Raw genomic sequence first — 26,476 nt, forward strand, 5'->3', positions numbered from 1 at the left:
TGTACGGACCATTTTACTTATTAATGATAATTTTTTGACCCATACTCATTTCCTCATCTCCTTTTAAGAGGGAATAATATATACCGTTCACTAATCGCTCTGTAAAATTAATGGTTCCAGTCGATTCTTCTTCTCCCCGCAGCTTCACTCCGTTGAGTCTATAGCGTTAGCGGAGAAAGCTGCGGTATTAAAGGTTTCGCTACAGCAGTTTCTGCAGCTTCCTCTGCCCTGCGCACGTATGCTTAAGGGAGAGAAGCTGCAAGGAGCAAGATACCGTATTTGCATCTGTGTCCCTTGCTGCCCTCATATCATTGTTGAAGACATGACCCAGGTAAGAATTATATCCTCGACTTTTTATTTCCTTAAAAGGTTGATCTTTTCAGAAATCTTCTCCGCCGCCTTTTGCCCATCCATTGCTGCAGAAATAATCCCTCCCGCATAACCTGCGCCCTCTCCTACCGGATATAACCCTTTTACCAGTATGTGCTCAAAGGTTTCTTTATCACGCGGTATTCTGACCGGTGAGGAGGTCCGTGATTCTACAGCATGGATCACCGCCTCATTAGTCAGATATCCTCTCATTTTTTCCCCGAATTCCAGAAAAGCTTTTTGTAACCGTGTAGATATTGCTTCCGGAAGCATCTCCTGCAGCAGGACTGATTTTATTCCCGGCTGATAAGAAGTCTGCGGCAGTGTTTGAGAAAATTTTCCCTGAACAAAATCCATTAATCTTTGTGCCGGTGCCGTTTGTCTTTTTCCGCCTGCTTCCCAGGCTGTTTTTTCCAAAGATTGCTGGTAAAACATCCCGGCAAGCGGCCCGTGTGCTTTATACTTTTTTAAATCCTGATCCGCCGTTTCCACCACGATGCCTGAATTTGCAAAAGGGTTATTTCTTTTCGAGGGCGACCATCCGTTCACCACTATTTCTTCTGCAGATGTAGCACAGGGTGCTATGATTCCACCCGGGCACATGCAAAAAGAATAAACGCCGCGACCCGTTACCTGAGTTACCAGGTTATAAGCGGAAGGGGGTAGGAACTTTCTTTGCTTTTGCACCTCTTCTTTACTGCGACAATGGTATTGAATTCCATCGATCAATTCCTGCGCATGTTCCACCCGCACTCCCATGGCGAAAGGCTTCGGTTCTATGGTTATATTTTTTCTACTTAGCAATTCAAAAATATCCCGTGCAGAATGACCGGTTGCAAGAATCAAATGATCCCCTACAAATTCCTTTAGTCCTCCATTCGCAATGGATTCCGTAATAACCCCTTTTATCCGGGAATTTTGAATTAAAAAATCTTTAAGTTTTGTTTCAAAGCATATTTCGCCTCCATGGTTCAAAATAGTATCTCGGATGTTTTCAATGATGCGGGGCAGCTTGTTGGTGCCAATGTGCGGATGCGCATCAATAAGAATTTCTTCTCCGGCACCATGCTGTACAAACAGCTGCAGGATCTCTTTCACATTTCCCTTCTTGGTGCTCCTGGTATAGAGCTTACCATCAGAATAGGTTCCAGCGCCTCCTTCTCCAAAGCAATAATTTGAATCCGGGTTAACAACATGATGTTTGCTAATCGATGCAATGTCCCGCCTTCGGTCTTTACCTTTCTTTCCACGCTCAATTATTATCGGTCTAACTCCATTCTCTAAAAGTTTTAAAGCAGCAAATAACCCGGCGGGACCGGCTCCGACAATAATTACCGGGGAACGCGAAGATGCTTTTTGAAAATGTACAAAATTGTTTTCTGAAATTTCCGGGTCTTCACCGAAGAATATTTCTAAACAGAGGTGTATTAAAACATTTTGTTTTCGTGCATCAATAGATCGACGGAGAATACGGAATCCTTTATATACAATTGAGTGGTCCTTTACTTTTTCAAGAATAATTCTTTCCAATTCCTTGCTATCCTGTGCCTGCTCCGGCCTAACCGTAATTTTTATCTCTTTTATCACTGCAGGAAATAGTTTGCTTTTAACCGTTTAATGAAAGAGCAGAAGACAAGAAAAGTGCAAAATAAGATTCCGCTTTGCATCTAAACTGGTAAGTCGCAAATGTTAATACTAATTTAAAGATTTTAGGAAATAATCTTCCAGTGATGGCATTAAGTTTGAAAAGGGGGACGCATAAAATCAATAAAAATTTTTATGAACCCAAAATCCATTTTCTGCATTGCTGCACTTTGTTTGTTACTCACTAATTGTGTATTTGCTCAATACATTTCCATTGGACCGACAATAGGGCTCCACCATTCCTGGGTAACCGTAAGCCTGGCTGATGATGACAAACGAATTATCTTTCCAAGATTCGATATAGGAGGCTCTGTTGTTTATTCAGACAAATCTCATATTGGTTTTGGCGCCGATGTGCTTTATAACCAACAGGGATCAGGAATTAAATATAATGGGGATAAATTCCGCTTTAAGACCAGTTACCTCCAAATTCCACTGCGGATAATTTATTTTTTGGGCGAATATGGGCAGAATATGCGTCCCAAAATATTTCTTGGCCCTACCCTGGGATTTCTTCTTTCAGCGAAGTCAGAAGGCTTTGATGTTAAGGATCAGACCAAAAGTTTTGATGCCGGACTTCACGTTGGAGCTGGTTTAAACTTTAAGGTTGCCAGTGGTATTTGGCTCAATACGGATATTACCTATTCACAGGGATTCATTGATGTTACGAAAGATGTTGCAGGCAACAGTGATAACAATCTTAATGGATCTGTAGGAATAAATGTTGGATTACTCTGGGGAAAATAGTAACCAAAAATTATTTACTGAACTGAGGACCGGGTGTAATAATCCATCAGGCTCTCAGTTTTTTATAGGTATTAATCAGGCCATTGGAAGATGAATCATGAGAGGTGACAGTTGAATCATCCTCCAGATCTTTTAAAATGTTACCGGCCAGCTGCTTACCAAGCTCCACGCCCCATTGATCGAAACTGTAAATATTCCAAATCACACCCTGCACAAAAATCTTATGCTCATAAAAAGCAATCAGCCTGCCCAGGTTAAATGGGGTAATCTCCTTTAACAAGATAGAATTGGTTGGCCGGTTCCCGTCAAAAACTTTATAGGGTGCAATGGTTTCCGGTTCTGTTATATGAAGGTTAACTAATTCCTTATTTACATCATCTATCATTTTGCCATTCATCAGTGCTTCAGTCTGGGCAAAAAAATTAGAAAGCAATTTTAAATGATGGTCACCTATTGGATTGTGGCTGATGGCGGGCGCAATAAAATCACATGGAATTAATAAGGTTCCCTGGTGGATCAGCTGATAAAAAGCATGCTGCCCGTTGGTGCCTGGTTCTCCCCAGATTATAGGGCCTGTTTGATAATTTACCTTTTTGCCATTGCGATCAACTGACTTTCCATTGCTCTCCATATTGCCTTGTTGAAAATAGGCTGGAAAGCGATGCATGTATTGATCATATGGAAGAATAGCTTCTGTTTGAGAGCCGAAAAAATTTGTGTACCAAATTCCAACAAGCGCCATTATCACGGGTATGTTTTTCCCTAAAGGGGTTTCCCTAAAGTGAATATCGGTTTCGTACCCACCTTTTAAAAGATCTTCAAAATTGTCGTAACCGATCGTAAGGGCGATGGATAAACCAATCGCGCTCCACAAGCTGTACCTTCCTCCAACCCAATCCCAGAACTGAAACATATTCTGAGGATCAATTCCAAATTTTATCACTTCGTTTTCATTAGTCGAAAGAGCAACAAAATGTTTTGCTATATGTATTTCAGCTTTGGCAGATTTCAGAAACCATGCACGTGCAGTGTGCGCATTGGTCATGGTTTCCTGAGTTGTGAAAGTTTTAGATGCAATTAAAAAAAGTGTTTCATCCGGAGTTACTTTTTTTAATGTCTCTGCGATGTGGGTTCCATCTACATTTGAGACAAAATATGCGTTCATATCCTGCAACCAATATGGCCGAAGCGCTTCCGTTACCATAACCGGCCCCAGATCGCTTCCACCTATTCCAATATTTACAATGTATTTTATCTTTTTACCGGTAAACCCTTTCCAATTCCCCGTATGTATCTTTTGGCAAAATGCTTTCATTTGTTCAAGAACTTTTTTCACCTCAGGCATTACATCCTTTCCTTCAGAATAAACCGGATTACCAGAGAAATTTCTTAATGCTGTATGTAAAACTGAGCGCTTCTCTGTTGCATTGATAGGCTCACCTGAAAACATGGCTTTTATGCCAGACTGTAATTCACATTCATTGGCCAATTTGAATAGAAGTGATAAAGTTTTGGATTTCAGAATATTTTTAGAATAATCGAAAAGAATATCTTTCACCTTTACGGAAAACTGGCTGAACCTATCGGGATCATCCTTAAAAAGATCCCGCATGTGAATATTTTTAATCTCCTGATGGTGATCAGTTAAAGCTTTCCAGGCCTGAGTTTGCTTAGGATCAATTTTCGGAAACATGATTTCTAATTTTTTCAAAAATAAAGATGTTCCATCATTCTGACAGATATTGTAAGCTGTTTAACTTTACCATCTTTCAGATACTGCTTATTTTCAATTTACTCTGCAATAATTTAGAATGAACCCTGATTATCTCAAACTGATAAATGCAGCTAAAAGCAAAAAAAAGGAGAATAAAAAATTTTTGAAAAGATTAAAACTCCGCCCTCCCCGTAACCTGGATGAGATCACTAATAACCTTCATGATCATGCCTTCGAACATATTGATTGCCTTAAGTGTGCAAACTGCTGTAAAACTACCGGTCCGCGTTTGGTAAACCGCGATATTGACCGGCTTGCAAACCATTTTCACATACGGCCTTCCGAATTCACGGAAAAATTCCTGCGAACAGATGAAGACAGCGATTATGTTTTCAAAACAATGCCATGCCCTTTTTCTAAAGAAGATAACTACTGCTCGGTATACGAAAATCGCCCCAATGCTTGTCAGCAATATCCTCACACCCAACAAAAAAATATCGTTCAAAAGCTGGGTATCACCTATTTAAACTCCATGATATGTCCCGCAGTTGCAGAGGTGATAGAAGGTCTTAAGGATATCTTTAATAATTAGTTATTTAAAACCTGACAATTGTTGCAAAAGAAACTGAGTCTTTTTACTTTTCCGGTGTGTTCCATGATCACGGGAATATTACATCGGGGGCATTTTTTTTTCTTATAGATCAGCCAGTGCTTTCGCAATTGGTAAACTTTTTTCCATTTATAAAAATTGAAGCTGTAGTTACGGGCTTCTTTTACTAACTCTTTTAATTTGGCACTTGATAGGCTTTTTACCAGGCTTTTAGGATGGATTTTTATTCTAAATAAAACCTCATTTTTTATAATGTTACCAACTCCGGCAAAAATTTCCTGGTTAAGCAATACATCGCACACCATAATTTCCTCTAATCTTTTTAAGGATGCAATGGCTTTTTTTGGATTCCATGCATCCGACAGAACATCTGCTTCCCAGTCATAAACCTCGTTAATATCTTCATCTATAATTAAAACAGAGCAGGTATAAAAATTCAGCTCTCCTTTTTTGAATTGAAGAGATAGGCGAGCGGGCATTTCTTTTTTCTCATTTATCCGGTAGCTGCCAAACATCAGGAAATGAATACGAACTGAAAAATCTTTAAAACAAATAATAAAATGTTTGCCCCAGGTTTTAAAATCCAGAATTTTTTGATTAATCAATCTCTCTTTATCCGTTTTGGAGTTGCCTCCAATTTTTTCGATTTTTTTTCCGATAAATGATTGTACTTCTTCTTTTAAAATTATCAGCGATGGTCCTTCCATAAATCAATGTTAATAATTTTATGCTCCTTTAAAATGAAGAACCATGTACTTCTCCTTGTTTCTGTTATTGCATCGAAGTTAAATTCAAATCTCCTATCGTATTGGTCAATTGATTACACCTTTACTTTATAATTTAATTTAGCATTAAAATTTAGAAATGGAGGAGAACAAAAATTATCACATCATTGCTATCTCCGGTAGCTTACGTGAAGAATCTTATAATACTATGGCATTAAAGACAGCGCAGAAGGTAGCACCGCCAAATATTATTGTTGAGCAAATAAGCATTAAAGAGGTGCCATTTTATAATGAAGATCTTTATAAAAAAGATTTTCCTCCTTTAGTAAATGAGCTCGTTGCAAAAATTAAATCAGCAGATGGCGTACTGATCGTTTCACCTGAATATAATTATTCAATACCGGGAGTATTGAAAAACGCAATAGATATGTTTTCCAGGCATCCTGATAAGCCATTTGATAGTAAAGCGGTTGCTATTATGGGAGCAAGTACAGGCTTATTTGGTACTGCCCGCATGCAATATCATTTAAGGCAGGTAATGGTATTTCTCAACGCCTGGACAGTTAATCGCCCTGAAATAATGATTGGTCAGGCAAAGGATAAGTTTGATGCCAACGGCAATCTTACCGATTCAAAGGCAACTGAGATGATCCGTCAGTTGCTGATTTCTTTAGCGGGGCTGAGTGAACTCATATCAAAAAAATAATAGTGGGGAATTAATTTCTCAGTTGTATTAGAGTTGCTTATCGCTCTAAGGCCAAATTTAATCTTCTGCTTTCATTAAGGATATGATCCGGCATGTATTCGATGGCACTATTTTTATATATAGCAGAATAAACCTACTACTATGCTTAAATGGGCCGCTATTTTTCTCGTAATTGCAATTGTTGCCGGAATTTTTGGATTTACCGGGGTTGAACAAGGAGCAGCATCTATCGCTAAAGTGCTATTCTTTGTATTCATAGTGCTTTTCCTGGGTGTTTTATTATTAGGAGGAACTCTGTTTAAGAAAAAATAATCCGGTGTTTTTGGGAGATTGACTATTGCAACATCGTATGCAATAGTCAATCTTATTTGTGTTTGTGTTTGTTCAATTTCAGGAGTGCCGAAATTTTAATTGATTTCCTGCCTTCTCCTCTTTCCTTTTTATCTTTGCACAGCATTTGATCTTATTGTGGAGCAAAACTTCTTTTTTATCACTGTATTCTTTTTATTTATTTCCTGTAAACAAACTGCAGAGAATAGTAAAGAACCATTAAGTGGCGATCTCATTCATAATCCAGCCACTATTTCCGGAATTGAAGAAAATAAAAAAATTGCAGAATTAACGTTTGAAAACCTAAGTCATGATTTCGGAAAATTAACTGAAGGAAGTAAAGGGGAATATGACTTTAAATTTAAAAATACAGGGAATGTGCCACTTTTAATAAGCGATGTACAAGCTACCTGTGGCTGCACGACTCCCTATTGGCCTAAGAGATTGATATTTCCTGATAGCAGTGAGAAAATAAGGGTAGTTTATGACAGTAAAAATCGGGTTGGACAATTTTCTAAAGATATCGTGGTAACCGCTAATACGTACCCTAATACAACCACGCTTACTATTTCAGGTGTAGTCTTTGAAAAATAAAATTCATCATAAATATAAACTGAATGATTTTCTTAAATGTGATATTAGCTATGGCTCCGATGGGTGGCTCCAGTTCCGGAACCAGTAATTATTCCACTATAATTTTTATGGCAGCTCTTTTTGGAGTAATGTACTTTTTTATGATCCGGCCACAGGCTAAAAAAGCTAAAGACCAAAAAAGCTTTATTGAAAGTCTTCAAAAAGGGGATAAAATCGTAACCGTTGCAGGCATGCACGGAAGGATAAGAAATATTAATAATGATGGGACCCTTGAAGTAGAGATAGATTCCAACACTAAAATTATGATGGAGCGTTCAGGCATATCTATGGAATATACAAAAGCTGTCCAGAACCAATCACAGCCAGTGAGTCAGAAATAATGATGATATGCAGACAGTCGGCGTTACCGGTGGCATTGGCTCAGGAAAATCAACGGTTTGCCACATTTTCGAACAATTGGAAATTCCGGTTTTCTATGCTGACTACGAATCAAAGAATATTCTCCAAACGGATCCTCAAATCAGAGAACAAATAAGGCGATTTTTTGGAAGTGAAATCTACGATGGAGTAATATTAAATCGAAAAAAATTAGCATCTATTGTTTTTAATGATCCTGATAAGCTTAAGCTTTTAAACAGTATTGCTCACCCAGCGGTATTACGGAAATTCAGGCTGTGGCTAAAAGAGCAATTAAACGTTCCATACCTTATAATGGAAGCTGCCCTCATCTTTGAGTCGGAGCTGGACGTAATTCTTGATAAGATCATAGTAATAACGGCTCCTGAAGTTATCCGTATTAAAAGAATAATGCACCGTGATAACATTCTTGCAGCTGATGTTACTAAACGGATAAATCAGCAATGGGGTGAGGAACAAAAAACAAAACTTGCAGATTTTGTTATTTCTAATGACGAAATACAGCTTCTCATTCCACAGGTGCTCTCTATTCATACCAAGATTTTAAAAGATAAACAGCCTTCCAAAAGAAATTACTATTGAGCATTCCTTCCTTAATTATTTCTCGTAGTTTTCTGACAGAAAATTTTTTCATACAAAATGTCTACAAAAGTAAACTGGGCAGAAGCGATCAAACCTCTTCTAAAAGAATATAAGGGAAAAAAACATCCGCTGGAGTATAAAAATATTTATCAGCTATTAGTAATGGTTGTTCTGTCTGCGCAAGATTCTGATAAGCATATAAATCAGCTTGCGCCTGCCATTTTTGATGCCTATCCCGATATGAAAGCTCTTTCAAAAGCCAGTGCTGATTCGCTCTATCCTTTAATCGGTAAAGTTCGGAATTACAATAATAAAACAAAGTGGTTACTGGAAATTGCTCAACAGCTGAAGAGTGATAAAGCCATTCCTCAAACTATGGAAGCCTTGACGGCTCTGCCAGGTATTGGAAGGAAGTCCGCAAACGTAATTATGCGCGAAGCAGGCGATCCGGCAGAAGGTATAATGGTAGATCTGCATGTGGTGAGGGTTGCCCCCCGGCTTGGCATTGCTACAGGCACTGATCCGAAGAAAATTGAAAAGCAAATTATGGAAGTATTGCCACAAAAAGACTGGGGAGAAGCAGGAATGGCGATCTCTTTTTTAGGCCGCGAAACATGCCGGCCCACCCATCCCCAGCATCATGAATGTGTAATGAAAAGTGTTTGCGCTTATTACAGGGAACATAAAAACGACGCTATCGAAGCATAGCACCTTTTTGAGCATACAGCGATAAACCTCCACCAGCAGTCTCCCTGATCTTACCGCAGGGTCATCTTCAGCTAACTTTTTTACTTCTCTGGTGATGCTGAATTAATACACGCAAATCCTACGTATATCTCCCATCATTTTCAAGAGGTCCTGCCAGATCCATTTTGCCTTCGTTGTACATCTTTCTTAAATGAGCTAAATGACCTTCCTGAATAATGCTGCAGTGGCAGAATTCCGATCCTGAAGCGGTCCTGTTTTAAGCATTACCAAATAGTAAATTTTCATTTCAAACCGATTCGATTCATTATTGTTCTGGTCTGAAATTTTCAAGGAAACACCACAAAGAAAAAGAAGGATAAAAAACAATTTATACATAGTCTGCTGTTTACGATTTGATGCTAATTAAAGCAGATGATTGTAATAATGTGTAAACCTTATATTTTATTTAAAACACTTGGCCAGAGGATTTGTAAGTTAAATGCAAAAGTTTAGGTTTGTGATACTCAATCTCTTTATGAAAAAATTATACAGCGTATTTGCAATTGTTGTTATACTTTCTTCTTGTACATCCACCCACGAAAAAGAAAAAGAAAATGTTCCCGTAATTGGTTTTTTGGACGCTTTTCAGGATGAAACCATTGCCCAGGCTAAACAAGGATTTTTTGATGCGCTTGAAAAAAATGGCTATAGTGAAAAAAATAACTCGGTAAAAGTAATTTACAGAAATGCCCAGGGAGATATTCCTACTCTTACTCAGGCAGCAGATTATTTTATTTCACAAAAAGCATCTCTTATAGCGGCAAACACTACTTTGGCTACCATTACAGCATCACAAAAAACAAAAGATATTCCTGTATGCATGATGGTAGCTCCCAGTCCGGCAATGGCGCACCTGACCGATGCTGCAGGAAAGGCACCATCAAATCTTTTTGGCATATATGAAACACTGGCTTATATTGACACATCAGTGGCCTTAATTAAGCAGATACTGCCAAATGCAAAAAGCATTGGTACTGTATTTAACCAGGCGGAACCTCAGTCGCAATCAGCGCTTGATGAAATAAAAAAACAGTGTGCTGTTTCAGGGCTGCAGCTTATTTCCCAGCCAGTAAACAATTCTTCTGAAACTCAACTAGTCATAAGCTCCCTGTTAGAAAAAAACATAGATGCTTTTTTTGCTATGCCTGATAATACCATTTTCGCTTCATTCGAAACCATTGTTAAATCCTGCAACGATAAAAATATTCCCATTTTTACCTCTGAGGCTGGTTTGGTAAAACGTGGCGCTGTGGCTGCTTATGGAGCAGATTTATATCAATGGGGTTACCAGGCAGGAGAGCAAGCGGCAATATTTCTGAAGCAGGGGAATTTGAATGGCCTTCAACCAGAACTGGTAAAGGTCCGCAGACGTATTTATAACTCTTCCGCTGCCAAGAAATTTAATTTAAATTTCTTTCCTCCATTCCAGCAAATGCAATAATGGATTTTTACTTATCAGCTATCTTATTAGGACTTGCATACTGTGGAATGGGGTTAGGCATTTATATAACATTGCGCATTTTCAATATTCCTGATATTACCACAGATGGCAGTTATACATTGGGTGCTTCAGTAACTGCTGCGCTTCTTTCTCAAAATAGTTCCATGATGGTTATTCTCCTTACCGTAATTTTTTCAGGGTCACTTGCGGGATTTGCCACGGGGGTAATCTATACACGCCTGAATATAAATCCACTGCTTGCAGGTATCCTGGTAATGACCTCCCTTTATTCAGTAAATTTATCAGTGATGGGAAGGTCTAATATTCCACTGATCAATTCAAATACAATACAACATCAATTTAAATTTTTCGAAAATGATCAATACAATTGGGTTGCTGTAATTGCATGTTTTGCTATAGGCTTATGGTTAATTGTTTCATGGCTTTTAAGAACGGATTTTGGCCTTGCAATGCGGGCAACAGGAAACAGTGAATCTATGGTTCGCTCCCTGGGAGTAAACACAAAAAATATGAAAGTTGCGGGGTTGATGATAGCAAATGCTTTAACTGCACTCAGTGGTTTTCTAGTCTGTCAATATCAACAATTCACTGACATTAATATGGGAATAGGTATTGTAATTTTTGGATTGGGTGCAGTAATGATGGGAGAATCTTTGCTTAATTTATTGAAGCTGCAATTTATACCGGTTCGATTGATCGGAGTCATATTCGGTTGTGTTTTGTTTAGATGTATTATTGCCTTAGCACTTACCGTAGGCGTAAATCCCAACTGGCTTAGATTGATTACCGCAGCTATTGTATTAATTGTTGTCGGCTTCCCCAATATTAAATCGAAAGAGACAAGATAATATAAGCTACGCTATGCTGGAAGTATTAAACCTCACTAAATCTTTCAATAAGAATTCTCCCAATGAAGTTTTAGCCATCAAGGATTGTTCATTAAAAATTCCTGATGAAGAGTTTCTAGTGATTATTGGCTCAAATGGTTCCGGAAAATCTACCTTATTAAATCTGATTGCAGGAGCTTATGCTCCCGACCGCGGTAAAATTTTAATCGGTACAACTGACGTTACCAACCAGCAGAATTTTAAACGCAGCAAATATATTTCAAGAGTATTTCAGGACCCTATGGCAGGTACGGCACCTGATCTTTCAATCCTTGATAATTTCAGGCTTGCTGCATTACGCACAAAACGAAAAACACTGAGGACCGGTATGCAATCACAATTCAGGATGAAAGTCCAGAAGCGGTTAAAAATTTTAGGCCTGGGGCTTGAAAATAAATTGGAGACACTGGTTGGAAAACTCAGCGGGGGACAAAGGCAGGCACTTACTCTGCTCATGAGCGTTATGGATGATTCTGCAATCTTATTACTGGATGAACCAACGGCCGCACTTGATCCGGGTTCATCTGAAAAAATCATTAAGATTGCGGAAGATGTCATTAAAGAATTAAAATTAACTGCTGTGCTGGTTACGCATAACATGCAATATGCCGTCAGACTGGGGTCAAGATTGGTTTTAATGAAAGACGGAAAAATTCACAAGGACTTTGGTACTTCTGAAAAAGAAAAGTTAAAAGTTGTTGATTTGTTTGAATGGTTTACTTAGAAAACAATCATGAAGAAACAACCTAGTACATGGTATACATTTATCCATGCAAAGTGTCCAAGGTGTAATCACGGGAACCTGTTTGCAAATAAAAATCCTTATGCTTTGCGAAACATTAGTGAAATGAATAACCGATGCCCCATTTGCGGTTATAACTTTTTTCCTGAAACGGGCTTTTACTGGGGTGCTATGTATGTATCCTATGTGCTAACGGTAGGCTTCTCAGCAATAAGCGTAGTTGTTATAGGATTAATTTTTCATTGGAATCTACCGGTACTAATTGCAGGAAACGCCGTTCTGCTTGCATTGGGGTTTCCACTTTTTTTCCGGTATGCACGAGTACTGTGGCTTTTACTAAACTCTTCTTTCGATCCATCAGCGTTTGAAAAGTTCAAATAAAAATTATGTTTCCGCCTCTGCATTTATTTGCTCAGCCGGACTTTTTTGAAGAGCTATGTCCAGCACATCCAGCATATTATCAACATAACGAAAAGTTAGCCCTTTTATAAATTCTGCGTTAATTTCCAAAACATCCTTTTCATTCATTTTACACAAAAGAATTTCAGTCATGCCTGCGCGTTTTGCAGCAAGAATTTTTTCTTTAATACCACCTACCGGAAGCACTTTTCCCCGTAACGTTATTTCACCGGTCATTGCCAGATATTTCTTCACTTTCCTTCCGCTGAATGCGGAGGCAATGGAGGTGAGCATTGTTACTCCGGCAGAAGGTCCGTCTTTTGGTATAGCACCCTCCGGCACGTGTATATGAATATCTCTTTCTTCAAAAGTTTCTACTGTGGTTCCAATATAGTCTGCGTGCGATTTAATGAATGTTAACGCTGTTGATGCAGATTCCTTCATTACATCTCCCAGATTACCGGTAAGCTTCAGATTTCCTTTTCCTTTGCTTAGTAGTGTTTCTACATAAAGAATCTCACCTCCAACGGACGTCCAGGCAAGACCCACTGCCACACCCGAAGGATTGTCTTCAGCATACATTTCATTATCAAACCGTTTAATGCCAAGAATACGTTTTACATCTTCACTGGTGAGGGAAGCATTCCTGCGTTCATTTAACGCTACATCTTTTGCAATGGAACGCATTATTGAAGCAAGCTTACGGTCCAGTTCACGGACACCTGATTCCCTTGTATAATCACTAATAATTTGCTGAAGAACATCTTTTGAAAGATGAACATGCTTTGATTTAAGCCCGTGCGCCTCCCTCTGCTTAGGAATAAGGTGACGCTCGGCTATCTCAATCTTTTCTTCTACGCTGTATCCGCTTATCTCTATTACCTCCATGCGGTCCCGAAGGGCCGGCTGAATAGTGCTTAAGGAATTAGCCGTAGCAATAAACAACACCTTAGATAGATCGTAATCCAGTTCTACGTACTGATCGTAAAAGGCAATATTTTGTTCAGGATCTAACACTTCCAATAAAGCGGAGGATGGATCGCCACGAAAATCTGTTCCAACCTTATCTATTTCGTCCAGCATAAACACAGGGTTGGAAGTCTGTGCCTTTTTCAAAGATTGAATAATTCTTCCCGGCATGGCTCCAATGTATGTTTTCCGGTGGCCACGAATTTCAGCTTCATCGTGAAGCCCGCCAAGGGACATGCGTACATATTTTCTGTTTAGTGCCTTGGCAATAGATTTTCCAAGAGATGTTTTACCGACACCGGGCGCGCCAACAAAACATAAAATAGGAGATTTCATATCTCCCTTCAGCTTTAAAACGGCAAGATATTCAAGGATACGATCCTTCACCTTTTCGAGACCATAGTGGTCCTGGTCCAAAATTTTCTTTGCCCGCCGCAAATCAAATTTATCTTTAGTATGAAAGCCCCATGGTAAATCCAGGAGTAGCTCCAGGTAGTTAAGAATAACGGAATGCTCAGCAGCGGCCGGATTCATGCGCTGCAATTTTGCAAGCTCCTTATCGAAATGATCGCCTACAGGTTTGCTCCATTTTTTTTTACCAGCGCGATCCCTTAAATTCTTTATTTCCTTTTCGGTGGAATCCGTGGATCCTAATTCTTCCTGTATCGTTTTTAACTGTTGCTGCAGAAAATAATCCTTCTGCTGCTTTTCTATATCAGAGCGAACCTTATTTTGGATTTTGTTTTTTAATTCGAGCATCTGTATCTCAGACTCAAGGTGCATCAATACGGCCTGGGCACGTTCCTTCAGATCATTCTGTTCCAGAATTTTCTGCTTATCTTTAATATCAATGGAAAGATTATTCGCAATAAAATTTATTAGAAAAGATGGAGAATCTATATTGCGAAGCATAATATTGGCTTCCGTTGGAATATTGGGTGAAAGATGTATTACCTGACCCGCCATTTCCCGTAAAGACTGAATTACCGCTTCAAATTGTTTATCATCACCGGCAGAAATCTCAGTGAGCATGTCTATAGATGATTTAAAGAAAGGCTCGGTAGCAACACATTCTTTAGTGATAAACCGAACTTTCCCCTGAAGAATAGCGGTTGTGCTTCCATCAGGCATTTTTAGCATTTTAAGAATCTTAGCCATTGTGCCTACAGAATATAAATCCCCAAACTGCGGCTCTTCTACCATGGCATCCTTTTGCGCCAAAACACCCACAAACCGATCTGCATTGTAAGCTTCTCTTACTGCTTTAATAGATTTATCCCTGCCTATAGTAATTGGTATTACTACACCCGGAAACAAAACTGTATTCCTCAAAGGCAGAATTGGAATTATATCTGCAAAAATTTCTTTCTTCCCGTCTCCATCTTCTTCAAGTGTAATCAGGGGCATAAATTCAATATCTTCTTCCATACCCTGCAATTGAATTCTTAATTTCTGTTGATTCATTATAATAATTTAAAATTTATAATCTGCAGCATTAAGTAATAGAATGCTGCAATTAAAATACAAATGGTATCGTGTAAAGCCACCGAACGCTGCCATGTGTCAAATATCCCGCCATCAGAAATTTAAAAGTGAATTCAGGAGATCTATTGACAGAATGAATGTAAATCTACTTCCTTATAAGACAAGTCGGCCTAAGGAATGAAATTTTGGCTATTTTCAATATTATTTGTGCTATGTATTGCGACAACATTCAATAACATGCAACTCCTAATCATTTCTGTTTCGTAATATATTGATCGAAAGAAGTATTGATTATCTGCCTGCCTTTGGTTTCTGTTGGAACACTATTAAAATCTTTGACCACTGTAAAACAATTGACCATCTATATATTATAACTAATTGGTAATTTCAATATTGGAAAATTTGAACCCTATGAAACCTATATTGTCTTTCCGGCCCCTGGTTTTTATTCTTTGTACATTTCTATCACTCAATGGATTTGCCCAGCAATTACAATGGGCTCAATATGCTGGTGGCATCAATAGTGATTACATCGAGGAAATAGCAGTAGATCATCATGGTAATATCATAATCAGTGGTGCGACCAACTCAAAGGGAATTGCCACTAATGGCGCCTATCAGTCAGTAAAATCACTTGGAAATGATTTTTTTATTTCAAAATACCGAAGTAACGGAACGCTTGTCTGGTGTACTTACTACGGAGGTAATGACAGTGATTATCCTTTTACTATGACATTAGATAAAGATGATAACATTTATATTGGAGGAGAAACTAAAAGCACTGATGTATCATCAACAAATGCTTATCAAACAACTATTGCAGGTAATTTCGATGCCCTGCTTGTAAAATTCGATTCTTCCGGAAACCGCATGTGGGCAACCTATTTTGGTGGCGACGGGAAAGAGCAGTTATTATGTTGTGCTACCGATGACCTGGGTAATATTTTTATAGGCGGATTAACTATAAGCAGTATAAACATATCCACTCCGGGTAGCTTTCAACCTATATATGGAGGCGGAGAAGGTGATGCATTCCTTGCGAAATTTAACTCTGCAGGGGCTATTCAATGGGCAACTTATTATGGCGGAACGCTTGATGACCGGTTTCATGGAATGGACATCGACGATGCCGGCAACGTGATTGTTAGTGGCACTACGTCCAGCAAAAATGGTATCTCTTCTCCGGGTGCCTTTCAGGTAAATCACGGTGGGGCTAACGATGCGTTTCTTGTGAAGTTTGCCAACAGCGGATCAAGGATTTGGGGAACCTATTATGGTAAAAATGGAACAGAACGTGGAAGGGAATGCTGTGTTGACAATTCGAACACATTTACTTTACAGGGTTTACTACCAGCGATTCTCTGATGGCCACACCAGGTGCCTATCAATACTATAAAAGTAAAGGTTCCAATGATTCGGGTAAGGTATACGATGTTTTTTTGGCAGAATTTTCCTCATCAGGAATACTTATGTGGGGAACTTATTACGGTGGTAAAGAGAATGAAACACCCCGTGGCGTGGAATGGCACAATGGGCTCGTCGGTATATCCGGGTTAACAAGAAGCACTACTAAAATTGCCACCAGCAATGCCATTCAGCCTGATATTGCCGGAGGCACTGATGCATACCTGGCTGTATTTTCTTATAATGGCAACCTCTTGTGGGCTACATACTACGGAGGCCCGAAGGATGAAACGACGGGGCATGGATATGGACCAAATATTGATTTCGATGGCCCAGGAAATCTGACATTTGCATTAAGCACTTTCAGCGATAGCCTTCCTTCTCTAAACGCTTTTCACTCTTCAGGCACTGAACATCCTGACGGTATGTTTGGAATCATTTCTGATGGATTAATGAAGCAATCAGCAGCCGCTAAACCTGCTGAAGAACTTTCACTTATGGTTTATCCGAACCCTGTTCGCGATATCCTTACCTTTTCTTTTCGCAACAGCAATGGGGTAAAAGCGATTATTAATATAGTTGATTTAACAGGAAGAATTATAATTGAAAGTAAAGCATACATTACAGATAGTGAAGGTGCAGTTATGGTATCTACTGCTGATTTATTGCCGGGTACATACATTGCATTTCTACTTTTACCTGATGGAGAAATTGTTCGCACAAAGTTTCAGAAATACTGATTTGTTGACTTTACTTTTTTTCAACCAAAATTGTATCCTCTTTCTATTGTGAATAGCCTATTGCATTCCGGTGAATAAAAGCTAACCTGTTCGTATGCATAATATTAAATGCTTAGGTATTGATCAAATTCAGCGATGAGCTCTGATACTTCAATTAAAATCAAATCACTGATTGAACTATTTGAAGTTCTTCCTGAAACTGAAAGAATTATTATAGATGTTTTAAGGCAAATCATACTTGAAAACCTACCGAATACTTGCCGGGAAAAAATTTCTTACAATGTTCCCTTTTTTTATGGCAACAAGGGTATTTGTATTATCTGGCCCTCCTTCATACCCCGGGGAGGAATTAAAGAAGGAGTATTATTAGGGTTTTGGCATGGTAATAAGCTTCGCGATTCAGATCATTACCTTACCCATGGTAACAATAAGCACATATTTTATAAGATATATAAATCTGCTGAAGAAATTGATGAATACGCTATAATAAAACTATTGAAGGAGGCGGTAAGCTTAGATGAATCTTTTACTAATACCCGCAGAATGGTTTTAAAAACCTGAGGATCTTAGCCCCTATCATTTAATGGAACAGTTATCAGGATATTACCATACAATCATTTGAAATAAGTTAAATTTTTCAAAAATTTACAGTTCCGTGATTATTTAATAATCTATTAAAATTATTTTTACCAAATTCTGCATTAATTAATATTCTCAAAAAATCTTACGCATGAACAAACAAAACAAATTTTCAACTTTCGCAGTTATTGTTGCTGTAACATTAGCATTATCTTCATGTACAAAAAATGAAGATTTAACTACCAATTCATCATATGCTGATCGGTCAGCTGATGTAACAGCTCAACAGGAAGGGTACATGTACACTATGAGTAATGAACCCACCAACAAAATTTTAATTTATAAGCAGCTTTCTGATGGAACATTAAGTTCGATGGGATCAATGGTAACCGGAGGAATGGGAAGCGGTACAGGATTAGGTACTCAGGGTGCTGTGATACTAGATGATAATCATCAATGGCTTTATGCAGTTAACGCAGGCGATAATACCATTTCTTCACTCCAGGTACATGCCGATGGCAGTCTTTCTTCAGCTAAAACTGTAAATTCAGAGGGGTTTCTGCCAGTTAGCCTAACAGTGCACGGTAACTGGTTATATGCAGTTAACGGTGGCACTTCAACCATCGCAGGGTTTATGATTGGAACAGATGGCTCATTAACATATATCCATGGCTCCAATCTATCATTAAGCGCTCCTAATGCAGAGCCCGGAGAAATTAAATTTAGCCCTGATGGCAAAGTGGTTTATGTTACTGAAAAAGCAACTAATACGATAACCTCATATATTATAGATGACCATGGGGTTGCGGGTCATCCTAAATTTACTCCTTCAACGGGCGATACTCCTTTTGGCTTTGATTTTTCAGGTGAAAACTACATGATTGTATCGGACGCATTCGGTGGTGCAGATAATCAGGGGGCCGCCACATCTTACGCCATTGATAATTCAGGAACTGTATCAACAATAAATGGTCCTTTGAAAAATGGACAAACTGCTCCTTGCTGGGTGGTAATTACGAGAAACGGGCAATATGCCTTTACATCAAATACTAACAATAATACTATTTCTGTTTATGAAGTTATGCCCGATGGCACTATACGCAGACAGGCGCCACGTGCTGCTACAACTGATGACGCGCCTATTGACATATGTCTCAGCTCTAATAATCATTATTTGTATGTCGTGAATCAAATAGGTCATACCATTGGTGAATATAAAGTTGCTGCAGGTGGAAGGCTTAACCTAATAGCCAAAATTTCAGGCATTCCAGATTTTACTACAGGATTAGCAGGTTTCTAAGAATTTAAGCCATATCAAAAAACCCACACGACAGTTTATTGTGTGGGTTTTTTTTTGCAACGAGTATTCCTGCATGGGAATCAACAATGGTGATTATAGATGCCATTTGAAACGTAAGCTTTTGACGTCTTTAGTATATCCATTTGTTCCCGCTTTATTATATTTGAAATCCAATACTTATGAATGAAGAAACTCCTTCTTCTGATAATTTCCGTTTGTTATTTTAATTTTCAGCTTTTTGCGTCTGGTGAACCGCTAAGCGTTGGCGGGAGAAATGCGGCCATGGGCAATGCTTCTGTGACACTTTCAGATGCTTTTTCCGTTTTTAACAACCAGGCAGGAATGGCTTTTTTGCAAGGATTTTCTGCAGGGCTTTTTACTCAAAGGAACTTTGGAATAAGTGAATTAAGCTTCAGCGCGGGTGGGGTAACCTTGCCTACTAAGTCCGGAGTATTCGGATTGAGTGCAGGTTATTTTGGCTTTAGCGGATATAATGAAAAGAAAGCAGGGCTTGCTTATTCAAGATTGTTCGGCAGTAAAATTTCAGGTGGAATTCAGATTGATTATTTAGGCACTTCCATTTCAGAATATGGGAATGCTTCAGCTTTTACCTTTGAGGCAGGGCTAATAGTAAAGGTTTCAGATCATTTTACTACCGGAGCGCATGTGTTTAATCCGGTACGGATAAATTCAGGATTTGCCAATGAAAAAATTCCGACCACGTTCAATCTCGGTGTATCCTATGCGCCTAATTCAAAAGTGCTGATCGCTTCGGAGATTGCAAAGGACATAGATTTTCCTGTCCATTTCCGCGCAGGTATTGAATACCAGGTAATAGAAGTTTTGTATTTAAGAGCAGGAATTGAAACGAAGCCTTCTCAGTATACCTTCGGTTTCGGAATTAATCTGGATCAACTGAAGATTGATTTTGCATCCTCTTATCACCCTGTGCTTGGAGTAACTCCGCAGATTTCTTTAAGCTATACTTTTGGAAAACATTAAAATAAGGTTATCAGGAAGAATAGTATGAAGAAGCAGCTTACAAATTTATTTTTCCCTGGTGGAACCAAACCCGTATTAAATATCAACCGATCCGGCAAAGCACTTAGAAATACCTTTTTGAAAACAATTTATCTTGTTCAATTCCTTTTATATTTTCTTATATTTTTCCAACCCGGCCATTTGTATTCGCAGGTTACTCAACCTGAATCCGAGCAAAAAAAGGAGGACCTCTTAGAGCAAACAACAGAGCGGGATGAAAGTCGCAAGTTTGATTATGAGAATTTAGTAGATCTTGAAACGCGTCTTATTGCACATCCCATTGATTTAAATACTGCATCACGCGATGAGCTGCAGCAGCTCGCCGATCTCCGGCTGCTTACCGATATCCAGATTAATGCACTTATAAATTATCGTGATCACCTTGGCCCTTTTATGACCATTTATGAATTGCAGGCAGTTCCTTACCTGAGTAACCAGGATATCAAAAGCATTCTGCCACTGGTTTCTGTAAATGCAGCAAATTCTGAAAATAAAATTACGCTTCGTAAATTACTATTCGATGGGGATTACACGCTCCTGGTTCGTGGAAACAGGATTTTAGAAGAATCAAAAGGTTATACTCCGCCTGATTCATCATCAATAACAAGATACCTGGGAAGTCCGTGGGATCTCTATTTGAGGTACCGATATAGCTATGCCGGAAAGCTATCTTATGGCATCACTGCACAAAAAGATGCAGGAGAACAGTTTTTCAAAGCAAGCAACCCGTATGGATTTGATTTTTATTCTTATCACGTTTTTTATACAGGTTATAAATTAGTAAAATCAGTTGCGGTTGGCGATTACTCTTTAAAATTCGGGCAAGGGCTTATTACAGCCTCTGGTTTTGGTGCTGGCCTGAGCGGACAAGTGCTTAATATAAAGCTCGGCGGCAGAACACTGCGTGCCTATACTTCTGTAAATGAGTTTAATTTTTTCAGAGGGGTTGCAGCCGTTATCGGCACACAGCACATCACCTTTACTCCATTTTTCTCATTCAAATATATTGATGGAAATGTAGGGACGGTGGATACTCTTGCTGAAGACGTGTTTGTAACATCAGTTGGAGGGGATGGCTTTCACAGAACGGCTTCAGAAATTGCAGATAAGAATACAGAGCATCAAACCGTTTTTGGGGGCAATGTAGATTTACACATGCATTCACTTACCATTGGTGCATCCGGAATTCAGACATTTTTAAGTACTCCTCTCCAACGTACTTATCAGCCATATAACCAATTTGATTTTAACGGCGACCGGCTGGCAGATGGTGCTGTTCATTATGATTGGGTTTACCACAATTTTAATCTGTTTGGAGAAGCGGCCATGAGCGATAATGGCGGAAAAGCTTTTCTGTCAGGATTATTAGTAAGCGTAGATCCGCGGGTTGATGTTTCGATACTTTACAGAAATTATCAAAAGAATTTTCAATCTCTGTATGCAAATGCATTTGCAGAAGGGTCCACTCCGGCGAATGAAAAAGGAATTTTTACCGGAATCTCAGTTCGCCCTTTCCGAGGTTGGAAAGTGGATGCCTTCGCAGACATCTATACAAAATCCTGGCTTGATTACCAGATAGATGCCCCTTCGCACGGAAGCTCCTATTTTGCGCAGCTTACGTATGCCCCAAATAAGGTCTTGGAAATATATGCCCGCTGGAAAGATGTGACGAGACAAAAAAATTCCCCGTTAGATGACCAGTCTACTCATTATCTTATTGATGTGCACAAGCAGAATTTCCGGTTAAATCTGTCCTATAAAGCATCTGCTGCACTTACATTGAAAAGCAGGGCAGAATGGTCAGTTGTCCCTCAGGAAGGGTTGGCAACCGCACATGGTTTCCTTGCCTTTCAGGATGTAATCTACCGAAGGCTTGGATCACCTGTTCAACTAACAGGGCGCTTTTGCATATTTGATGTCGACAATTACGATGCACGGATTTATACTTACGAAAGTGATGTGCTTTACTCCTATTCCGTACCAGCATTCTTTTACCGTGGAACCAGAATGTATTTTATGGTACGCTATTCTTTCCCGCATGATATTGATTTATGGATACGCGCAGCACAGACTTTTTATTCCAACCTAAATCCTATTGGAAGCGGATTAGATGAAATTGATAAGCCTACTAAAAGTGACTTTACGGTTGAACTGCGATTCAGGTTTTAATTCTTTTTATTTAATAATTCCACTCTCTTTCCCAATTCAATTATTTCCACATCGAAAATCCGTTTATAATCAATCTTCAATCTTATAATGGTTCTCATTTGATGAAATCCAAGCTTTCCGGCGGCTCCCGGATTTATATGAAGGAGGTTATTAATTTTCGGATCACGGATGATTTTTAATATATGGGAATGACCTGAAATAAACAGATCAGGCCGTATCAATTCAAGCTGATGTTTCACCTTAGGTTCATAACGACCAGGATAACCTCCAATGTGAGTAATAAAAACGTTTACTTCCTCACAAAAGAAATGTAAGCTTTGAGCAAACTTCCACCTGATATCGTGTCCGTCAATATTTCCAGAGACACCTTTCAATATCTTTTTTGCCTCTAAAGCTTCTGATACTCCTTTCCCGAAATCACCGGCGTGCCAGATCTCATCACATAAAGAAAAATTTTCCAGAACTGCAGAGTCAAGAAAACCATGTGTATCTGAAATTATTCCTATACACTTCACAGGTTACAGGAAATATAAATTATATCGCGCAGTCTCAGTCCTGACATTTATTAAAAGAATAAAATTTATTGGAACAACCCATTTACCAAATCCCAAACATATTATTAATCATGGCCTTTCCCCAATCTTCTTTGCCAAATTGCTTTTCCAGCTTGTTTTGTAATTCTGCTGTTGTATAAATTTTATTCTTCCCTTTTTTGGGAACTATTGAAGACATATCTGGCACAGAAAATTCTATCGTTTTTGCAAAATAAATAACACCTCCATCCTCCGTAGCCAATCCAAGTATAGCACCAGGCAAGCCATAAAAACTTTCAGGTCCGGTACTGGTTATTATTTCATCTGAGTACCAGGCATAAATGCGGGTTGAATCATTTGCCTGCCAAATCGCTTTTCTGCATGAAAAGCCTGCAATAATTCTCTTACTGTCCGTAATTTTCCATTTACGGGTATAGAGTGAATCTTCTACATACATCTGTTCGCCCCAAATGTCTCTTACAGTCAGTCTGTCGTTACGTTTAAAATTTTGGTATACAATATTTTTACTTGTGGTCCAGCTCATCTTTTCTCTCAGTCCATTCTCCTGAGGCTTGAACACTGAAAGAGTGTCATTAAAATATAGCTCAAATACATCCACTTTATTTTTATCCTGTTCTTTAATCCAATCCTTTATATTTTCCTGATCCTTAAATTTTTTATAAAGATTTGTTTTCCTTTCATATACAATTTTGCCTGCTGAAAACTGTGCATGCGTATTAATACCAAATGAGCAGAAAATTACAAGCACCACCAAATGGCTAGTTATCTTCGTCATCTTCCTTTGTCTTGTTACTGGTAAACTTATATAATACCTTAAGCAGATAATACCTGCCTACAACATTCGATTTAGTATCAATAATTACATTATCCTGAATAGTTCTTCTTGTATCAATGTTTTGATTTAATAGATCATTGACAGACATCGAAACAATTAAATTTTCTTTTTTAAAAAATGTTTCGCTTAAGGAAACATTCCATATAAAATAATTAATGTTATACCCCTGGGTTCTCCGATTATTAATAGTGTAATCCGCATTACTTTCTATTTTCAGCTTATATGGAAGTTCGAAATAAAGTGACGCGGATAAATTCTGTGAAGAATAAGGCAGATTACTTTCTCTATTTAAGGATGACGAAGGAACGGTGTAATCAAAATTTGCATCCATGGAAATGTCAACCTTTTCTTTGTGAAACGATAAATCTAACCCTGCACTGGCGGATGTATTCTTTGTAATATTTTTTTTGCCGTTGATAAAATTTGTTTCCTTACTTAAATCGAAGTTGACATCCGGCCCGATTTTTACAACATCACTAAATAATGGAATATCCATATTTATCCAGCCGTTTATGTAATAATTGCCGTTAACATTGATGGGCTGTGTAATAGTTCTGCCTATTGAATCATAATGTACCGAATTACTAATATCGTTATGGATAGTTTTAAACTCCAGATTACCCTGTGTATAGCTTCCGCTAATAGGTTTATATGATGTATATGACGCTTTAATCTGCTGACTGTAAGTTGGCAATAAATCAGGGTTACCGATATTTATATAATCAGGGTCGCTATTGTCAGGAACAGGCTGTAGCTGATTAATGGCTGGCTGAACAGAATTAGTATTGTACTGGAAATTTAATCTTCGGTTATTGCTGAAATTATAGGTATAAGAGCCGTACGGTAAGATATTGTTAACTGATTGCTTTATTTGGTTTTGCCTCACTAAATCATCACTGATCAATTCTACATTTCTTAGTCTTGCACCAAGATTCAGCCTTTGTTTTTTTGATTCATAAATAAACTTTATTCCAGCCCGGTTAATATATCTTTTATTAGTAAAATTGTTGGTTAATAAAAAATTTTCGGCGTTGTATTCACCATTTATAAAGTCAAGCGTATGGATATCCTGACTACTGAAACTATAATTAAAGTCATAAGAAAATTCAAGCTTGATTTTTTTTTTGAGTGACTCTGTATACACAGTCGAAAAATAATGAACCTGAGTCTTGCCGGAATTTGTTCTCTTCTGATTTATGCTGTCTGAAGCTGCTGTATAGTAATAATTATTAAAAGATTTCAAAAAGCCCTCTGATTTATTATTGCTTAAAGTGTAGCTATAATTCAATACCAGCAGGCGATCTTGTTTTTTAAACCTGCGTGTAAATTTCAGATTCTCAGAAAGGTTTACTGCATCCGTTTTATTGCTGCTCTCCACAGAGGTGCTTCTGGTAAGCATATCTGATTCAGTAAAAAATTCAGTGAATGATTTGTTTTTCGCACTTACCGGGGAGTAAGATAATTTTGTCTGCAACTCAAGGTCGGTAACAGAATCAAGGGATTCTATGATGGTTAAATTCAACGATTGAGGTTCACTCTTCTGGAAAGATTGCGTTAAATTATTTGTTTTATAGGTGGTATCTGTTAGAAAATATTGAGAAGTAGTTGCAGTTTCATTTTGAACCTGTAATGACTTATAAGTGTAATTGGCTGTCAGCTTTGTTTTTTTTCCAAGCTTTCCGGAATAAAAAAGACCTGTCTTTAAAGCTTTCGGAATACCCGAGCTGCCGTTATTCTGCCAATAATAGGTCTCGCCATTATCTCCGGTCCAAGTATTCATATCTCCTGTTAATCCATATTTAAAAGCATCACCCCAGCCGATACTAGAATTTGGTGTATTGCTGAACAGCGCAAAGGCAGATACTTTTTGCCTGCCTTTAAATTTATTTGCAAGCAATTCGCCTTCGTAAAATTTAGTTAAATCACTTGCTGCAGACGCTTTTCCAAAGTATCCTTTTTTCGAATCTTCCTTCAGTTTAAGATCCATAATTTTTAAAGGTTCACTGTTTTCACCTGCGCCTGCATTCTCATTTTTTTTATCATACAGCTGAACGGACTGTACATTCTCGGCATTCAAATTCCGTGTGGCTATTGTTTGATCTGAACCAAAAAATTCATCGCCATCAACAAGTACCTGGTCTATCTGTGTCCCATTCGAAGTTATCTTGCCCGCTGCATCTACTTTTATTCCCGGAAGTTTCTTTAATAGATCCTCAACAGTTGCGTTCGGTTTCACTTTAAAAGAGTCTGCTGTATAAACCAGCGTATCTCCTTTATAATAAACCGGATCCTTAAAAGCATAGATTACTACTTCCTTCAGAGTGATACTTTTAGGGGGAAGGCTGAATTTTCCAAAATCAAACACACTGTTTTCTTTGCTTCCAAAAACGTAAAATGTCTTATCTCCAAATCCCTGATGCGAAACGGTAATTTCGCAGGTATCTATTGCAATGTCATTAAGGTTAAAAAAGCCATTATTATCAGTTCTGGTAAAAGACATAAGTAAGGAATCGCTCAGTCTGATAGCCATAACTACAGCATAAGGTAACGGACGATTTGAGGAGTCCTGAACAATTCCCTTTATTTCCATGGTTTGTGAAAATACTGCCAGAGATAAAAATGTAAAAAAAGGTATTAAAAAATACTTCATATATTAACTTAACAAGTTGTCTGATTAGTCGCATATGCTCATGCGCAGGAATCAGATTAATTCGTGAAGCCTATC

Annotated in this window: 25 protein-coding genes; 18 read left to right on the forward strand and 7 right to left on the reverse strand. The window is 38.4% G+C overall.

Annotated features, from left to right (window positions below; translation table 11 throughout):
- Positions 1 to 354: 354 nt before the first annotated feature.
- On the reverse strand, positions 355 to 1,956 hold the full coding sequence (locus H0W62_05455) for an FAD-dependent monooxygenase (GenBank protein MBA3647985.1): 1,602 nt from the start codon (positions 1,954 to 1,956) through the stop codon (positions 355 to 357).
- Positions 1,957 to 2,148: 192 nt separating this feature from the next.
- On the opposite strand from H0W62_05455, the gene H0W62_05460 reads away from it, so the two are divergent.
- Positions 2,149 to 2,760, forward strand: a complete 612-nt coding sequence (locus tag H0W62_05460) for a PorT family protein (protein MBA3647986.1) — start codon at positions 2,149 to 2,151, stop codon at positions 2,758 to 2,760.
- Positions 2,761 to 2,806: 46 nt separating this feature from the next.
- Here H0W62_05460 and pgi read toward each other — a convergent pair whose 3' ends face one another.
- Positions 2,807 to 4,453, reverse strand: a complete 1,647-nt coding sequence (gene pgi, locus H0W62_05465) for a glucose-6-phosphate isomerase (protein ID MBA3647987.1) — start codon at positions 4,451 to 4,453, stop codon at positions 2,807 to 2,809.
- Between the two features lie 118 nt (positions 4,454 to 4,571).
- On the opposite strand from pgi, the gene H0W62_05470 reads away from it, so the two are divergent.
- On the forward strand, positions 4,572 to 5,066 hold the full coding sequence (locus H0W62_05470) for a YkgJ family cysteine cluster protein (GenBank protein MBA3647988.1): 495 nt from the start codon (positions 4,572 to 4,574) through the stop codon (positions 5,064 to 5,066).
- Here the strand turns inward: H0W62_05470 and H0W62_05475 are convergent.
- Positions 5,063 to 5,791, reverse strand: a complete 729-nt coding sequence (locus H0W62_05475) for an endonuclease (protein ID MBA3647989.1) — start codon at positions 5,789 to 5,791, stop codon at positions 5,063 to 5,065. The genes H0W62_05470 and H0W62_05475 overlap by 4 nt on opposite strands.
- 157 nt (positions 5,792 to 5,948) lie before the next feature.
- Here H0W62_05475 and H0W62_05480 point away from each other — a divergent pair, with 157 nt between their 5' ends.
- The 10 genes from H0W62_05480 to H0W62_05525 all read left to right on the forward strand — a co-directional run bounded on the left by H0W62_05480 (position 5,949) and on the right by H0W62_05525 (position 12,657).
- Positions 5,949 to 6,515 (forward strand): NAD(P)H-dependent oxidoreductase, encoded by a 567-nt coding sequence (locus tag H0W62_05480; protein ID MBA3647990.1) that lies wholly within the window; start codon positions 5,949 to 5,951, stop codon positions 6,513 to 6,515.
- Between the two features lie 141 nt (positions 6,516 to 6,656).
- Complete coding sequence (locus H0W62_05485; protein MBA3647991.1) at positions 6,657 to 6,827, forward strand: DUF1328 domain-containing protein; 171 nt, start codon at positions 6,657 to 6,659, stop codon at positions 6,825 to 6,827.
- 99 nt (positions 6,828 to 6,926) lie between these two features.
- On the forward strand, positions 6,927 to 7,439 hold the full coding sequence (locus H0W62_05490) for a DUF1573 domain-containing protein (GenBank protein ID MBA3647992.1): 513 nt from the start codon (positions 6,927 to 6,929) through the stop codon (positions 7,437 to 7,439).
- Between the two features lie 50 nt (positions 7,440 to 7,489).
- On the forward strand, positions 7,490 to 7,819 hold the full coding sequence (yajC, locus tag H0W62_05495; protein MBA3647993.1) for a preprotein translocase subunit YajC: 330 nt from the start codon (positions 7,490 to 7,492) through the stop codon (positions 7,817 to 7,819).
- 7 nt (positions 7,820 to 7,826) lie between these two features.
- Complete coding sequence (locus H0W62_05500; protein ID MBA3647994.1) at positions 7,827 to 8,438, forward strand: dephospho-CoA kinase; 612 nt, start codon at positions 7,827 to 7,829, stop codon at positions 8,436 to 8,438.
- 57 nt (positions 8,439 to 8,495) lie between these two features.
- On the forward strand, positions 8,496 to 9,146 hold the full coding sequence (locus H0W62_05505) for an endonuclease III (GenBank protein MBA3647995.1): 651 nt from the start codon (positions 8,496 to 8,498) through the stop codon (positions 9,144 to 9,146).
- 514 nt (positions 9,147 to 9,660) lie between these two features.
- A complete protein-coding gene (locus H0W62_05510) occupies positions 9,661 to 10,626 on the forward strand; it encodes an ABC transporter substrate-binding protein (GenBank protein MBA3647996.1) in 966 nt (321 codons plus the stop codon).
- Entirely contained in the window at positions 10,626 to 11,495 is an 870-nt protein-coding gene (locus H0W62_05515; GenBank protein ID MBA3647997.1) for an ABC transporter permease, read from the forward strand. The genes H0W62_05510 and H0W62_05515 overlap by 1 nt, the downstream gene beginning before the upstream one ends.
- A gap of 13 nt (positions 11,496 to 11,508) precedes the next feature.
- Positions 11,509 to 12,258, forward strand: a complete 750-nt coding sequence (locus H0W62_05520) for an ATP-binding cassette domain-containing protein (GenBank protein MBA3647998.1) — start codon at positions 11,509 to 11,511, stop codon at positions 12,256 to 12,258.
- Positions 12,259 to 12,267: 9 nt separating this feature from the next.
- Positions 12,268 to 12,657, forward strand: coding sequence for a DUF983 domain-containing protein (locus H0W62_05525; GenBank protein MBA3647999.1), 390 nt, complete (start codon positions 12,268 to 12,270; stop codon positions 12,655 to 12,657).
- A gap of 3 nt (positions 12,658 to 12,660) precedes the next feature.
- Here H0W62_05525 and lon read toward each other — a convergent pair whose 3' ends face one another.
- A complete protein-coding gene (gene lon / locus H0W62_05530; GenBank protein ID MBA3648000.1) occupies positions 12,661 to 15,108 on the reverse strand; it encodes an endopeptidase La in 2,448 nt (815 codons plus the stop codon).
- Positions 15,109 to 15,540: 432 nt separating this feature from the next.
- Between lon and H0W62_05535 the strand changes: the two genes are divergently transcribed.
- The 6 genes from H0W62_05535 to H0W62_05560 all read left to right on the forward strand — a co-directional run bounded on the left by H0W62_05535 (position 15,541) and on the right by H0W62_05560 (position 22,362).
- Complete coding sequence (locus H0W62_05535) at positions 15,541 to 16,494, forward strand: SBBP repeat-containing protein (GenBank protein ID MBA3648001.1); 954 nt, start codon at positions 15,541 to 15,543, stop codon at positions 16,492 to 16,494.
- On the forward strand, positions 16,494 to 17,273 hold the full coding sequence (locus H0W62_05540; GenBank protein ID MBA3648002.1) for a T9SS type A sorting domain-containing protein: 780 nt from the start codon (positions 16,494 to 16,496) through the stop codon (positions 17,271 to 17,273). Before H0W62_05535 ends, H0W62_05540 begins: the two co-directional genes overlap by 1 nt.
- A gap of 135 nt (positions 17,274 to 17,408) precedes the next feature.
- Positions 17,409 to 17,834: a DUF1801 domain-containing protein gene (locus H0W62_05545; protein ID MBA3648003.1), complete on the forward strand. Its 426-nt coding sequence runs from the start codon at positions 17,409 to 17,411 to the stop codon at positions 17,832 to 17,834.
- A 169-nt stretch (positions 17,835 to 18,003) separates the two neighbouring features.
- Positions 18,004 to 19,152, forward strand: a complete 1,149-nt coding sequence (locus H0W62_05550; protein MBA3648004.1) for a beta-propeller fold lactonase family protein — start codon at positions 18,004 to 18,006, stop codon at positions 19,150 to 19,152.
- A 183-nt stretch (positions 19,153 to 19,335) separates the two neighbouring features.
- Positions 19,336 to 20,154 (forward strand): hypothetical protein, encoded by an 819-nt coding sequence (locus H0W62_05555; GenBank protein ID MBA3648005.1) that lies wholly within the window; start codon positions 19,336 to 19,338, stop codon positions 20,152 to 20,154.
- A 24-nt stretch (positions 20,155 to 20,178) separates the two neighbouring features.
- The gene (locus H0W62_05560; protein ID MBA3648006.1) at positions 20,179 to 22,362 is read left to right on the forward strand and encodes a helix-hairpin-helix domain-containing protein; all 2,184 of its coding nucleotides are present in this window, start codon (positions 20,179 to 20,181) and stop codon (positions 22,360 to 22,362) included.
- On the opposite strand, the gene H0W62_05565 is transcribed toward H0W62_05560, so the two are convergent.
- The 3 genes from H0W62_05565 to H0W62_05575 form a co-directional block, all read right to left on the reverse strand.
- Positions 22,359 to 22,877, reverse strand: a complete 519-nt coding sequence (locus H0W62_05565) for a metallophosphoesterase family protein (GenBank protein ID MBA3648007.1) — start codon at positions 22,875 to 22,877, stop codon at positions 22,359 to 22,361. The genes H0W62_05560 and H0W62_05565 overlap by 4 nt on opposite strands.
- Before the next feature lie 82 nt (positions 22,878 to 22,959).
- The gene (locus tag H0W62_05570) at positions 22,960 to 23,691 is read right to left on the reverse strand and encodes a GLPGLI family protein (GenBank protein MBA3648008.1); all 732 of its coding nucleotides are present in this window, start codon (positions 23,689 to 23,691) and stop codon (positions 22,960 to 22,962) included.
- Positions 23,675 to 26,401 carry a TonB-dependent receptor gene (locus H0W62_05575; GenBank protein MBA3648009.1) on the reverse strand — a complete coding sequence of 909 codons (2,727 nt, stop codon included), beginning with the start codon at positions 26,399 to 26,401 and terminating at the stop codon, positions 23,675 to 23,677. The genes H0W62_05570 and H0W62_05575 overlap by 17 nt, the downstream gene beginning before the upstream one ends.
- Positions 26,402 to 26,476 lie beyond the last annotated feature (75 nt).

This window comes from Chitinophagales bacterium (genome assembly GCA_013816805.1).
GTDB lineage: Bacteria > Bacteroidota > Bacteroidia > Chitinophagales > UBA10324 > MGR-bin340.

Coding starts and splice junctions, on each gene's coding strand:
- H0W62_05485 (MBA3647991.1), top strand. CDS start 6,657: ATGCTTAAATGGGCCGCTATTTTTCTCGTAATTGCAATTGTTGCCGGA.
- yajC (MBA3647993.1), top strand. CDS start 7,490: ATGGCTCCGATGGGTGGCTCCAGTTCCGGAACCAGTAATTATTCCACT.
- H0W62_05515 (MBA3647997.1), top strand. CDS start 10,626: ATGGATTTTTACTTATCAGCTATCTTATTAGGACTTGCATACTGTGGA.
- H0W62_05540 (MBA3648002.1), top strand. CDS start 16,494: ATGGCCACACCAGGTGCCTATCAATACTATAAAAGTAAAGGTTCCAAT.
- H0W62_05505 (MBA3647995.1), top strand. CDS start 8,496: ATGTCTACAAAAGTAAACTGGGCAGAAGCGATCAAACCTCTTCTAAAA.
- H0W62_05550 (MBA3648004.1), top strand. CDS start 18,004: ATGAACAAACAAAACAAATTTTCAACTTTCGCAGTTATTGTTGCTGTA.
- pgi (MBA3647987.1), bottom strand. CDS start 4,453: ATGTTTCCGAAAATTGATCCTAAGCAAACTCAGGCCTGGAAAGCTTTA.
- H0W62_05460 (MBA3647986.1), top strand. CDS start 2,149: ATGAACCCAAAATCCATTTTCTGCATTGCTGCACTTTGTTTGTTACTC.
- H0W62_05475 (MBA3647989.1), bottom strand. CDS start 5,791: ATGGAAGGACCATCGCTGATAATTTTAAAAGAAGAAGTACAATCATTT.
- H0W62_05525 (MBA3647999.1), top strand. CDS start 12,268: ATGAAGAAACAACCTAGTACATGGTATACATTTATCCATGCAAAGTGT.
- H0W62_05500 (MBA3647994.1), top strand. CDS start 7,827: ATGCAGACAGTCGGCGTTACCGGTGGCATTGGCTCAGGAAAATCAACG.
- H0W62_05470 (MBA3647988.1), top strand. CDS start 4,572: ATGAACCCTGATTATCTCAAACTGATAAATGCAGCTAAAAGCAAAAAA.
- H0W62_05555 (MBA3648005.1), top strand. CDS start 19,336: ATGAAGAAACTCCTTCTTCTGATAATTTCCGTTTGTTATTTTAATTTT.
- H0W62_05520 (MBA3647998.1), top strand. CDS start 11,509: ATGCTGGAAGTATTAAACCTCACTAAATCTTTCAATAAGAATTCTCCC.
- H0W62_05575 (MBA3648009.1), bottom strand. CDS start 26,401: ATGAAGTATTTTTTAATACCTTTTTTTACATTTTTATCTCTGGCAGTA.
- H0W62_05570 (MBA3648008.1), bottom strand. CDS start 23,691: ATGACGAAGATAACTAGCCATTTGGTGGTGCTTGTAATTTTCTGCTCA.
- H0W62_05480 (MBA3647990.1), top strand. CDS start 5,949: ATGGAGGAGAACAAAAATTATCACATCATTGCTATCTCCGGTAGCTTA.
- lon (MBA3648000.1), bottom strand. CDS start 15,108: ATGAATCAACAGAAATTAAGAATTCAATTGCAGGGTATGGAAGAAGAT.
- H0W62_05560 (MBA3648006.1), top strand. CDS start 20,179: ATGAAGAAGCAGCTTACAAATTTATTTTTCCCTGGTGGAACCAAACCC.
- H0W62_05535 (MBA3648001.1), top strand. CDS start 15,541: ATGAAACCTATATTGTCTTTCCGGCCCCTGGTTTTTATTCTTTGTACA.
- H0W62_05545 (MBA3648003.1), top strand. CDS start 17,409: ATGAGCTCTGATACTTCAATTAAAATCAAATCACTGATTGAACTATTT.
- H0W62_05510 (MBA3647996.1), top strand. CDS start 9,661: ATGAAAAAATTATACAGCGTATTTGCAATTGTTGTTATACTTTCTTCT.